8 protein-coding genes are annotated in these 13,006 nt (G+C 39.1%); 1 reads left to right on the forward strand and 7 read right to left on the reverse strand.

The window, feature by feature from the left end:
• Positions 1 to 77: 77 nt before the first annotated feature.
• The 4 genes from PBAT_RS10380 to adhE form a co-directional block, all read right to left on the reverse strand.
• Complete coding sequence (locus PBAT_RS10380; protein ID WP_068649232.1) at positions 78 to 1,679, reverse strand: glycoside hydrolase family 3 protein; 1,602 nt, start codon at positions 1,677 to 1,679, stop codon at positions 78 to 80.
• A gap of 181 nt (positions 1,680 to 1,860) precedes the next feature.
• On the reverse strand, positions 1,861 to 2,598 hold the full coding sequence (gene pflA / locus PBAT_RS10385) for a pyruvate formate-lyase-activating protein (protein WP_068649234.1): 738 nt from the start codon (positions 2,596 to 2,598) through the stop codon (positions 1,861 to 1,863).
• 61 nt (positions 2,599 to 2,659) lie between these two features.
• Positions 2,660 to 4,921, reverse strand: a complete 2,262-nt coding sequence (pflB, locus tag PBAT_RS10390) for a formate C-acetyltransferase (protein WP_068649236.1) — start codon at positions 4,919 to 4,921, stop codon at positions 2,660 to 2,662.
• A 264-nt stretch (positions 4,922 to 5,185) separates the two neighbouring features.
• Positions 5,186 to 7,798: a bifunctional acetaldehyde-CoA/alcohol dehydrogenase gene (gene adhE / locus PBAT_RS10395; protein WP_068649238.1), complete on the reverse strand. Its 2,613-nt coding sequence runs from the start codon at positions 7,796 to 7,798 to the stop codon at positions 5,186 to 5,188.
• A 339-nt stretch (positions 7,799 to 8,137) separates the two neighbouring features.
• On the opposite strand from adhE, the gene PBAT_RS10400 reads away from it, so the two are divergent.
• Positions 8,138 to 8,854: a Crp/Fnr family transcriptional regulator gene (locus tag PBAT_RS10400; RefSeq protein WP_068649240.1), complete on the forward strand. Its 717-nt coding sequence runs from the start codon at positions 8,138 to 8,140 to the stop codon at positions 8,852 to 8,854.
• A gap of 241 nt (positions 8,855 to 9,095) precedes the next feature.
• Here PBAT_RS10400 and PBAT_RS10405 read toward each other — a convergent pair whose 3' ends face one another.
• The 3 genes from PBAT_RS10405 to PBAT_RS10415 form a co-directional block, all read right to left on the reverse strand.
• Entirely contained in the window at positions 9,096 to 11,135 is a 2,040-nt protein-coding gene (locus tag PBAT_RS10405; RefSeq protein ID WP_068649242.1) for a sialidase family protein, read from the reverse strand.
• A gap of 294 nt (positions 11,136 to 11,429) precedes the next feature.
• Positions 11,430 to 11,879, reverse strand: coding sequence for a NanQ anomerase/TabA/YiaL family protein (locus PBAT_RS10410; protein ID WP_068649244.1), 450 nt, complete (start codon positions 11,877 to 11,879; stop codon positions 11,430 to 11,432).
• The gene (locus tag PBAT_RS10415; RefSeq protein WP_068649246.1) at positions 11,876 to 13,000 is read right to left on the reverse strand and encodes a Gfo/Idh/MocA family protein; all 1,125 of its coding nucleotides are present in this window, start codon (positions 12,998 to 13,000) and stop codon (positions 11,876 to 11,878) included. The genes PBAT_RS10410 and PBAT_RS10415 overlap by 4 nt, the downstream gene beginning before the upstream one ends.
• Positions 13,001 to 13,006 lie beyond the last annotated feature (6 nt).

Genomic DNA, 13,006 nt, shown 5'->3' on the forward strand with positions numbered 1-13,006 from the left:
ACAAAAAGTTGCTACACAGCAGAAAATAGGAAGGCGCCCCAACATAGGTTAGCCTTCCTATAATTGCATTATTCGAGTTATTCTTTTTTCCATCCCACGCGATATAAGTCATTTATTGTCACGGGTAAGGAACCTTCTGCCTTTTGTAAGCCCATCAGAACGGAAGCCAATGACTCTATCATTATTGATGTATTATCATAACAACATAGATATGCAGGCACGTTCTCAATCTCATTAATATCATATGGATTACGTGTTGCCGTTACGATGAAACGAGTATGTTCCTGCTCTAATAAGCGATTTACGATATCGCTTTGTCCAATTGGGAGCACGCCTCCAGCGGTATACGTTGCCATAACGATCTGAGAGTATCCCTTCGCTGTATTCACAACAGTTTCGATCTCATCTTCGGATGGTTCAGAACAAATCCTTAACTCCTTCAGTTCAGCAACATGACCTTGAAGTGCCATCCCTAATGTAAGTAAACGGTTCCAACGTTCATCCATTTGATTCTCTAATGATACCTCAGGCCAAATCACAAGCAGTGATTCGTCAGACTTCAATGGCAATTGACCTTCATCTTTAACAAGTGTAATACTACTACAAGCAATTTCAGTCAATAAGCTCTTCGTTTGTTCATCTTCGCTACTGATTACACCTAATTGTTGCGCACGTCTGTGTTTCACTTCCAATATTCTTCTTACTGAATCATCTATGATACTTTCCGAAATTCTACCGTTCGCTACTGCTTCCTTTACAGCCTCTATTGCTTCGATCTGGCAACTCAAGCGATGTGAGACCAAAATACAATCAGCACCCGCAAGTACAGCTTGCACGGATCCTTCAGCTATTCCAATATTTTTTGAAATGGCATGCATTTCCATACAATCTGTCATAATAATACCTTCGAATCCCATTTCTACACGAAGTAAATCAGTAAGAACTGCAGAAGATAATGTCGCAGGAATATCATTAGGTTCTATTGCTGAGAAAATAACATGTGCAGTCATAATACCATCAATACCTGAATCTATCGCTTTTACGAAAGGTTGTAACTCTACCGCTTTAAGTCTAGCAATATCATGTGCTACAACGGCAAGTCCGTGATGTGAATCGACATCTGTATCTCCATGCCCTGGAAAGTGTTTACCAACTGCAGAGAGCCCCAGGTCCTGATAAGCATTTACTACAGCTACACCATGTTCACTTACTTTTTCTGCAATTTCACCAAAAGAACGTACGCCAATAATCGGGTTTTTTGCATTATTGTTCACATCTAGACTAGGCGCTAAGTTCATGTTTATTCCTAAAGATAATAATTGCGAAGCATTCAATTGTGCAGATTTATAAGTGAATTCAGTATTATCCGCAGCTCCTAAAGCCATATTCCCTGGAATTAGATCCATACCATCCACATCAATACGAGCTACCATGCCTCCTTCTTGATCCGTAGAAATCCATAATGGAGGAAGGCCTTCATTAGCAGCAAGTTCTTGAAGAGCGATAGACAAGTCAGCTACTTGCTTGACATCATTAATATTTCTACGGAAGTAAATAATACCGCCAACATGATAGTCTGTAATTAGAGTCTTCGCATGATCATTAAGCTCCTTCGTTGCAAAGCCACACATAAACATTTGACCGATTTTTTGTTCTAGTGACATCTTGAGAATACTCATCGTTTATCCAATCCTTTCATAAATGACGCATCGTTGTAAAAAGGGGTTTTACTTTAGATATGTAGTGCATATATGTAGGTCTAGTTGAACAAATCTAATTATGTACGTAACAGGTAAGTTTTTCAATTAATAATTTAAAAAGAAGGCACGATTTCAAAGGAAAAAGTGCCTTCTTTTTAATTTACTGTAAATGCTGGTTATTACGGCCTTTTTCAATAAGCTGATAGGCGCGTTGTACTTCCTCATCAGAAGGAGATGGAACACCTTCAAGCGGATAATCTATTCCTAATGACTTCCATTTATATATTCCCATCTGATGATAAGGTAAGATTTCGAACTTCTCTACACCATTTAATGTACCAATAAACTCACCTAAATGGACAAGGTCTTCTTCAAGATCATGAATGCCTGGTACATATACATGCCGAATCCACATCTTATGACCATGTTCTGATAACCATTCCGCTGTTTTGAGCGTTCGCTCATTACTTTTTGCGGTTAATTTGATATGCTTCTCGTCATCAATATGCTTGATATCTAACAGCACCAAATCCGTAACATCCAATAATTCTTTAATTTTATCAGCATCATTGAAGCCGTTACTATCTAAAGTCGTATGAAGATTCCAACGACGTTTGACTTCTCTAAATAATTCGGCAACAAATTTAGCTTGTAGACTAGGCTCTCCTCCTGAAACCGTAAGGCCGCCTCCAGAGGAGCGATAATAATTAATATATGGCTCAATCTCTGACAGCACATCTTCAACTGTCATTTCTTTGCCCTCATTCAGCTCCCATGTATCGGGATTGTGACAGTATTGACACCGCATCAGGCAACCCTGCATGAATAGGACAAAGCGGATTCCTGGACCATCAACCGTTCCAAAGGTCTCCAAAGAATGAACATGTCCTTTGATCATATGAAGTCACCCTTTCTGTATCCGCTGACTTAAAAGTATAGTTAAAATTACCCATTAACTCTTACATCGAACCGTGGAATGTACGATTGATAACATCCAATTGTTGTTCACGAGACAACTTAATGAAGTTGACCGCATATCCCGAGACACGAATAGTTAACTGCGGATATTCTTCAGGGTGATCCATTGCATCAATTAATTGTTCACGATTGAATACATTGACGTTCAGATGGTGAGCACCACTACCAAAGTAGCCATCCATCATTGATACGAGATTAGATTTACGCGTTTCTTCCTCTTTACCCAATGCTTTAGGAACAATTGAGAATGTATTAGAAATACCATCTAAGCTGTCTTCGTATGGGAGTTTGGCAACAGAGCTTAGTGAAGCTAGCGCTCCTTTCTTATCACGTCCATGCATAGGGTTAGCACCTGGTGCAAACGGTTCGCCTGCTTTACGTCCATCTGGCGTAGTACCTGTTTTTTTACCATATACAACGTTAGAAGTAATCGTCAAGATGGATTGTGTAGGTAAAGCATTACGATAAGTTTTGTTCTTACGAAGCATACCCATGAACGTTTCGACAAGTTCTATGGCAATACTATCAACGCGATCATCATTGTTTCCGTAGCAAGGATATTCCCCTTCAATAATGAAATCAATTGCGATTCCCTTCTCGTTACGGACCGGTCTAACAGTACCATATTTGATAGCACTAAGTGAGTCAGCTGCTACAGACAATCCAGCAATTCCACAAGCCATCGTGCGCAGAATATCACGGTCATGTAGCGCCATTTCAATTCTTTCGTACGCATATTTATCATGCATATAATGAATGACGTTTAGAGAATTCATATATAGCTTAGACAACCATTGCATCATAGGTTTGAAACGTTTCATCACTTCGTCGTAGTCCAGAACGTCTGCAGTAATAGCTGGATATTCAGGTCCTACTTGCGCTCCTGATTTCTCATCAATACCACCATTGATTGCGTACAACATACATTTGGCAAGGTTAGCACGAGCACCAAAGAACTGCATTTGTTTACCAATACGCATAGCTGATACACAACAAGCAATACCATAGTCATCGCCGTAAATTGGACGCATAAGATCATCATTCTCATATTGAATCGCACTTGTTTCAATAGATACTTTAGAACAATATTTCTTAAAAGCCTCTGGAAGTTGTTCAGACCACAATACTGTCAAGTTAGGTTCAGGAGCTGCACCTAAGTTATATAACGTATGAAGGAAACGGAAACTACTCTTCGTTACACGCGTCTGCCCATTAACGGACATTCCTCCGATGGATTCTGTAACCCAAGTAGGGTCTCCACTGAACAATTCATTATAATCTGGTGTACGAAGGAATTTAACCATACGTAATTTCATAACGAAATGATCAACCATTTCTTGTGCTTGTTCTTCTGTCAAAGTACCTTCAGCTACATCACGTTGTACATAGATATCAAGGAATGAAGAGACACGTCCGAGTGACATAGCCGCACCATTTTGTTCTTTAATTGCAGCCAAGTATCCGAAATACAGCCATTGAAATGCTTCTTTAGCCGTTTTAGCCGGTTCCGAAATATCGAAGCCATGCATTTCAGCCATTTTCTTCAATTCAGCAAGGGCACGAATTTGTTCCGACAGTTCTTCACGTAATCGAATAACATCTTCGTCAATAACGTCAACTTCCAAGTCATTCAATTCATTCTTCTTATCCTTAACCAAGAAATTAATACCATAAAGTGCAACACGTCGATAATCACCAATGATCCGACCACGGCCATATGCATCAGGAAGCCCTGTAATGATACCCGCTTTACGAGCTGCTCTCATATCTGATGTATATGCATCAAATACACCTTGGTTATGGGTTTTACGGATATTACTATATATTTCAATGACTTCTTCATTTAGTTTGAAACCATATTCTTCACAAGCATCGATTACCATACGAATGCCGCCCAATGGTTGAATGGAACGTTTAAATGGTGCATCTGTCTGTACGCCAACGATTTGTTCTTTATCTTTATCTAGATATCCTGGATTATGGGAGACAATCGTAGCTGGTGTATTAACATCAACATCTAACACCCCGCCGTTTTCTCTCTCTTGTTTCGTTAAATCCGATACAATTTTCCACAAGTCAGTTGTATTCTGTGTTGGACCCACTAAGAAAGCTTCATCGCCTATATAAGGAGTAATGTTCTTGATAATAAAATCATTTACATTAACCTTTCTAGCCCACTTACCTTTTTGGAACCCTCTCCAACCTGACTGTACATCTTTCAATTCTTTTTCTGTAACCGACATATTAATCCCTCCATCTATATATTTATATTGGTATTAGAGATCATGAGTTTGAAGGTATCTCAGGTCTCTTTGGATCATAGAACGGATAGAACATTGTAACTTTTTTCACATCTGATTCTGCGGTATCGTCACGATAGAAGTCAGTACCCTCGGGCCTCTATCTACAATCAATCTTACGTTGAATCCTGTAAAATAACTGTGACAAATATCACTTTCAAGGTGATATTTGTCACTCCGTTCTCAATTAAATTGAATCATTAAACTTTATTCAAATCTGCCGTAGAACGCATCTCTATATACATCTGCTAGTTCTGTGACTAAAGGAAGTTTAGGATTCGCTGTTGTACATTGATCTTCAAACGCACGATCTGCCAAGTAATCAACGCCTGATTCGAATTCCTTAGGATCAAAGCCAAGTTGTTGGAATGTTTCTTCGATACCTAACGTTTTGTTCATCTTACGGATGGCATTAATCAAGCTGGTTACACCTTCTTCAGTCGTACGTGCAGGCAATCCTAGGATGCGAGCAATTTCAGCATAACGTTCATCAGCTACAAAGTGCGAATATTTAGGGAAAGAAGCAAATTTCGTTGGTTTCTTCGCATTGTAACGAATAACGTGAGGCAATAGAATCGCATTCGTACGACCATGAGCTGTGTGGTATTTACCGCCCCATTTGTGAGCTAAGCTGTGGTTAATACCCAAGAATGCGTTAGCAAATGCCATACCTGCAATGGTTGATGCATTATGCATTTTCTCACGAGCTAATTTATCGCCTTCCAATGCCGACTTCTCAAGATATTCGAACACCAGTTGGATCGCTTTAATCGCAAGACCGTCTGTGAAATCATTTGCCATAACAGATACATACGCTTCGATTGCATGTGTCAGTACGTCCATACCTGTATCAGCTACAGCTACGCGTGGTAGAGAGTACACGAACTCAGGGTCAACAATAGCTACATCTGGCGTTAATTCATAATCTGCTAGTGGATATTTGGTATTTCCTTGATTCTTATCCGTAATGACTGCAAAAGAAGTCACTTCCGAACCCGTACCTGATGTTGTAGGGATAGCTACAAATTTAGATTTTTGACCTAGACGTGGATATTTGTAAATCCGTTTACGGATATCCATGAATTTTTGTTTCAATCCGTTGAAATCTGTATCCGGATACTCATAGAACAACCACATGGCTTTGGCAGCATCCATTGGTGATCCACCACCAAGTGCGATAATACAGTCAGGTTTGAATCTATTCATCATGGCTGTACCACGATCTACTGTATCCGTTGATGGATCAGGCTCTACTTCCGAGAATACTTCAATGGCCACAGGGGTCTGACGTTGACGAAGGTAATGCTCTACTTTATCAACGTAGCCTAATTTCACCATCATAGGGTCAGTAATAATAGCTACACGAGTGATGTCAGGCATTTTAGCGAGATATTGAGTTGCGCCTTTTTCAAAATAAATTTTGTTTGGAATTTTGAACCATTGCATATTCACGGTACGACGTGCCACCCTTTTCACATTGACCAAGTTGACAGCGCCCACGTTCGTAGATACTGAGTTACGACCATAAGATCCACAACCAAGTGTCAATGATGGTAAATTTGTATTATAGATATCCCCAATAGCTCCGTGTGTCGAAGGAGAATTGACAATGATTCGTCCTGTTTGCAGGCGTTCAGAGAACTTCATGATGACTTCTTCATTATTCGAGTGAATAACCGATGAGTGACCCATACCACCAAATTCAACAATTTCAGCTGCACGAGCGATGCCTTGTTCAGCGTTCTTCACTTTATAACATGCTAGAACAGGGCTCAATTTCTCAGCAGATAACGGATATTTCGGACCTACACCTTCAATTTCAGCGACTAGAATCTTCGTTCCCGCTGGAACTGTTATTCCTGACATTTCAGCAATCTTCACTGCGGACTGACCCACAATGACGGGATTCACTGCACATTTCTCAACGTTCATAGCGCCTGCTGTCAATTTAGCTGCTTCTTCTTTGTTTACAAAGTAACAACCATTCGCGATCATTTTCTTCTTCACTTGATCAAAAATAGGTTCTTCAATAATAACCGCTTGTTCAGAAGCACAAATCATACCATTATCAAATGATTTAGAAAGAATAAGATCGGTTACCGCTTGATCAATATCAGCACTTTTTTCAATAAAACAAGGAACGTTACCAGGTCCTACACCAAGTGCTGGCTTACCACAGCTATATGCTGCTTTAACCATTGCCGATCCACCTGTTGCTAAGATAAGTGCGATACCAGGATGATTCATCAGGACGTTTGTTTTGTCCATTGTAGGTTCTTCGATCCATTGAATACAGTTAGCTGGTGCACCAGCCTTCACAGCAGCTTCTACAAGAATTCTCGCCGCTTCGCTACTACACTTTTGTGCGGATGGATGGAAACCAAATATGATTGGGTTACGCGTCTTAATTGAGATGAGTGCTTTAAACATCGTAGTAGAAGTAGGGTTAGTTACCGGTGTGATCCCCATAATCGTACCGACTGGTTCAGCGATTTTTTGGAAGTTTTCATATTCATTATCTTCAATCACACCCACTGTTTTATCATACTTGATGCTGTGGTAAATGTACTCCGTTGAGAACATATTCTTCGTGATCTTATCTTCATAAACGCCTCTGCCTGTCTCCTCAACTGCTAACTTTGCTAGGTACATATGTTGATCTAAACCCGCGAGTGCCATAGCTTGAACAATATTGTCAATTTGTTCTTGATTCATTTCCATGAATGCTGCTTGAGCTATATTTGCTTTGTCAATCAAGGACTGAATGTATTCCTCTGCTCCTTGTTTCTTCTCCTGGACGACTTCGTTTTTAACTGCCATTTCTCTCAGCTCCCCTGTAAATATTTGTTTGTTTACTTCTTGGATTAATCATAACACATTCATCTAATGATTAATAGTGAAAACTTTCACAATCTTTATATTTTTTTTGTTTTATTTACAAAAGCGCTTTCATTTGTATTGAATGTTTAAAGATATAAATTATAAATAAGATCTCCCCTATTCTTCGTATTATCATAAAATCAACCTCAAAAAGTGAAATTTATCACAATGTTTTTAAATTTGCCACTTATAAACGCAATTAACCTCACACAAATGTGATTTTTAAAGGTATAATTAGTTTAAAATTTACCGAAAATTAAAGATAAGGGGATAACGATCATGAGTGAAAATCTAAATGTTATCGAGGCCCGTGGAAATACAAGTTGTTTCTCTGAATCAAACTTCAACCGACTACTAGTAAGTATGAAGGACCGTATTGTTCCTGAAGGATCGCACCTTTTTTGGGAAGGCGATTTATCTGATAAGTTATTCTATATTAAACGCGGACGCATAAAACTAACCAAATCTACAGATGAAGGTAAGGAACTCATCCTATATATGTATCAAGCAGGCGATATGGTAGGGCAGGCAGATCCTTTCTTTAGCGCGAAACATAGCTTTAATGCTGAAGTTCTAGAAGAAAGCGAAATTGGTGTCATAGAACATAAAGATTTAGAAACATTGATCTGTCAGCATTGTGAATTTGCGATTGATTTCATGAAGTGGATGGGTATTCACCATCGTCTAACACAAACTAAATTCCGTGATTTGATGTTGTATGGTAAACCCGGTGCTCTTTGCTCCACGTTAATCCGACTAGGTAATACTTATGGTGAACCACAAGGTGACAACATCCTTATAAACAAAAAGATTACCCATACCGATTTATCCAACATGATTGGTGCTACTCGTGAAAGTGTCAATCGCATGCTTAGTGATCTTCGGAAAAAGGACGCTGTTGAATATGATAGCGGAATGATCGTAATCAAAAATATCTCTATGCTTCAAGAAATTTGTCACTGTGAGTTTTGCCCAAGTGAAATTTGCCGAGTCTAGTCTATTTCATACTGAACGAATATAAAGAGCCGTATCGGATAATCGATACGGCTCTTTATTCAATATAATACGCTTACTTTTTCACTCGTCGCATGTATCATTGGAACGTAGAAGAACACTCACTTTAACTTTAGAAATTCGCAGGGATACTATGCTGCTAACATCATATTTAGCAACCAGTTCATTATGTTTGATACCTCTTCATGCCTCATTTTCTTATGACCTTCAAGTCACTAGAAGATTATTTAAGCAGTGTTTCTAGTGTGTATTCCTCATAAACTAAGTGATCTAATGTGAATTTAGTATTATTCTCTTCGAACAATATCCCAATATTTCCATTCGGCAATTCTGTTAGGCTGGAATACGCGAATTCACCTGTACGTATCACCTTTTTAGAAATCCAGTTGAAGTTATAAATCGTCCTATTATTTTTATTTGGATCATTGCTGGTATACGTTCCACCCTCCTCAATAAGCCCTACGCGAATAGCACCATTTGCTCTGGTCGTAGCTGCAGGATTAGCAAATATAACAGCCGGCTTCCCTTGAATCAACTGACTATAGTTAATAATAGATAATTGACAACCCGATGAACTACTCATCACCAATTCAGCAGATAGATCTACTTGGTCATCCCATGTCAGTCCACCGTCAAAGCTGGTTGCAATCGCCGTTTTACCAATGGTTCGGGCAAACATTTTCACTTGTCCGTCAGGCATCTCGACAAGTTGTGACTCATGTAGCTTTTGTGCTCCGCCGATTCTTCCTACATTGGGAGACTCGCCTAATGTCCATGTTAATCCATTATCATCGCTATACATAACAGCACTATATTCCGTACTATATAAGTTTGAGGTGTAATACATTGGAACAATCAATCGCCCAGCGTAAACACCTTTTTTCAGCTGAATACCTACGCCCGGTGCTGTCCCCAAAAACTTCATGTCATTTGTTTTGATTTGATCATTAATGATTGTAGGCTGTGACCAGCTTACTCCCTCATCATCGGAATAGGACATCATGACAAAGGCAGTTGCCTCAACGGTTAATGGCGAAGTCTTGTAAAATATATTTCCTATTAAACTTCCATTATTGAGTAGTCCAAAATCATCATTTATCGTATATGTTGTCGCCGTATCTGTTGTTGGATCAATGACCCTATTGTTGGCCCCAACATAATATTTCTTGCCGATTGAATTGACTAGGGTTAAATACTTCACTCCTTGAATGTCGGTGTAGCCGCTAGAGTTAATGGAATTAGCTTGACCTACACCTCCTTTGAAAGCATCTACGAAGTGGAAAATCCGATGATTATTCCCTTCGACAACAACACTATCAATATAGGACGCACTATTTGTTAACTGACTCGTTGAAACATTTGGGTAGTCCGCGAAATTAAGCATTAACGCAGGATTCGTCCAGGTTGATCCTCCATCGACACTGCGTCTTATACCAATATCGATATTGTTGGGAGAGTCATTACTATCTCCATAGCGGATATCAGCAATGGCCAGAATCGCGTTTTTTTGGGTTGTAAGCAATGAGGGGATTCGAAATGCAGGTGCATTCCAATCTCCTTTATCGAACAACAAATTAGACTTCACTGGATTATCAAGCGATGGTTTAGTAAAAAGAATGGCGGCCTCACTTGAGATCTCATCTTTATACAATAGGAAACTCTTTACACTCCCCGTAAATCTGTATTGGTTAGCACTAGAACCGTTCCGATCGGTTAACCCTATTTTGGCAGAATTAGCGAACGGAATAACATTGAATAATCCATATCCTCGAGTCGTGGTAAATTCCTGCAGGCCATCTACGAGAGCCAATTGACCATCCAAATAGATTTTATAGCCGCTAGCCGGATCAGCTGTGAGTACAAGTGCATGCTCACGATTACTGATCAGTGGAACTCTTATCGTTCTTTTTTCATAATCTCCGCCACTCTGATTTCTAATTTCAAATCCCACCATATTGGACTTCACATAGATATGAAAATGAGAATTCGGAGTTGTCGTACTGTTATTACTTACACTAAATAATGATTGTATACTAGACAAATTCGAAGAAGTGAAACGTATGGCAATTGATCCTTTATCTGAGTTCCAAAGATTATTCTCTGTAAAGGAAGATGATAAATCGTAACCCGTATGATTGGTAGGAAAAGTGAGATTATTTATACTTATTGCTGGATTGTTTGTTTCAGCTTTCACGTTAGGCACTGTCAAAAAAACTGAAAGCAGTAGAATCACAACAAACAAATTCACACTTAATTTTTTCATATTATTCCTCCTAAAATTTTTTCACAATATAGCTTCCTTGAATCCCATCGTAAGGTTTTAATATTATAAAATTCATTTTACAGGGGAATTCTAGGATCTCTAAACTAAAACCAGTGCTCGAACATTTACTAAAGGTTGAAAATGAAAAATCTGCGTCATCCTGTAGTGTTGTAAGTCAGACGAAGAAACACACAAAGGATGACGCAGATACAGATGAAGTTCATATGCAATTTCTATGGAAAGTGACTATCTTTTCAAATACGCATTGCAACGAACGAATACAATACTCTCGTCTTATTCAAGATTGATCCCAATCTTATAAACGACTTTCTTCACAACTTGTTCATTCTTCTCATGTGCACCAACTAAATGTGTATCTTCTGGAAAACAGATTAGAAAGTAACCAGGTTCTAAATAACCTTTAAACTTGATATCCGATGTCACATCGCCAAAGTAAATATCACTTTCTGGATTATATTCTGTCAGATTAGATAGACACTCAACATTACTCACTTCTACGTATTCCCGTCCATCTGTGACGATATGAATATCAATGAACTTTCTATGAGCTTCGTAACGATTTTCTTCTTTGGGCTTCGTTGTAAAAGAGATTATGTTTTTTTTAAAGTCTTTCGATTCAATAGCTTCTACATACAGCCCCATCCTCATATCTTCAACAGCGCTCTGCAACCTAGGATTCTCAAAGGTATACAGTCCTGCATTCGAAATCTTATCATAGATCATTTCATCACTACTTCCTTATCAGTAATTTCTCTTACGCTGACTTTTCTATCTTCTTCTTTAGATAACGTAAGTGCATCTGCAGTTGCAATTGCAGCTCTAGCGGCAGTTCCATCAAGTAATGGCTTGAACTCCTCTTCCACTTCCGCGCCTTGCATTATGTCATGGAAATAAATCATTTCTTGATTCATAATTCCATGTAACCATAACGGTGGTGCATGATTTGGTTTTCCATACATGATCGCCCCATCCATTTCTAACCCTTTGTAGATACGGGTACGATCATCATCGACTTCTTTGCTCTCATGGAGTAGAAATTGCTCTTCTCCTTCAGGCATTTTCAGTACTACTTTAACATCTTGTAAATCTATAAGAATCGCTCCTTTGGTTCCCTGAATCTTCACGTAATGCTCGCCCCATCTAAAGGCCGATCCATATTGTAGGGTAGCAAAGCGGTTATTTGAAAATTCGAGTGAAATAAAAAGCATATCGTCCTCATTACCAAACTTTTCACCGTGGTGAGCCACATTACCGCCCATCATGGTTACACGCTCAGCTGGTCCCATTAGAAACTGAATAAAATCAAGTTCGTGAATATGATGGTATAGATGACCTCCGGATATTTCCCTTTTCTTCTTCCAGCTTATCTCGGTCTGCGCTTCTTCCCATCCATTACGTTCCGCATGGCAGAATAGAATCTCACCTATTCTTCCCTCGTTAATCAGCTTTTTAGCGGTCCGAACGCCGTTCATGAAATTCATCACATGCCCAGCCATGAAGATAACGCCATTTTCTTTTGTCTTTTCGATCATTTCATTACAGTCTTGATACGATAAGGCAATTGGCTTTTCACAAAACACATGTTTCTTATTCTCAGCTGCACATTGCACAGGATGCTTATGAAATCCATTTGGAGAAGCCACAATGACAGCATCCACATCGGTTCTACTACACAATGCCTCAATACTATCTTCCACATCGCATTTTAATTCTGTTGCAACTTTTTCTGCATTTTCAGGATCATATACAGCGACTACCTTGGCTCCTTCCAAAGCATCAATCAATCTCCCTAGACCTGCTCCAAAATAACCGGTACCTATAATCCCATAATTAACTGTTTTCACAAGTAA

Source organism: Paenibacillus antarcticus (assembly GCF_001637225.1).
GTDB lineage: Bacteria > Bacillota > Bacilli > Paenibacillales > Paenibacillaceae > Paenibacillus_AQ > Paenibacillus_AQ antarcticus.

What these genes read in the sequence shown, in the direction of transcription:
- PBAT_RS10380 (WP_068649232.1), bottom strand. Translation starts at nt 1,679, where the DNA reads ATGAGTATTCTCAAGATGTCACTAGAACAAAAAATCGGTCAAATGTTT.
- pflA (WP_068649234.1), bottom strand. Translation starts at nt 2,598, where the DNA reads ATGATCAAAGGACATGTTCATTCTTTGGAGACCTTTGGAACGGTTGAT.
- pflB (WP_068649236.1), bottom strand. Translation starts at nt 4,921, where the DNA reads ATGTCGGTTACAGAAAAAGAATTGAAAGATGTACAGTCAGGTTGGAGA.
- adhE (WP_068649238.1), bottom strand. Translation starts at nt 7,798, where the DNA reads ATGGCAGTTAAAAACGAAGTCGTCCAGGAGAAGAAACAAGGAGCAGAG.
- PBAT_RS10400 (WP_068649240.1), top strand. Translation starts at nt 8,138, where the DNA reads ATGAGTGAAAATCTAAATGTTATCGAGGCCCGTGGAAATACAAGTTGT.
- PBAT_RS10405 (WP_068649242.1), bottom strand. Translation starts at nt 11,135, where the DNA reads ATGAAAAAATTAAGTGTGAATTTGTTTGTTGTGATTCTACTGCTTTCA.
- PBAT_RS10410 (WP_068649244.1), bottom strand. Translation starts at nt 11,879, where the DNA reads ATGATCTATGATAAGATTTCGAATGCAGGACTGTATACCTTTGAGAAT.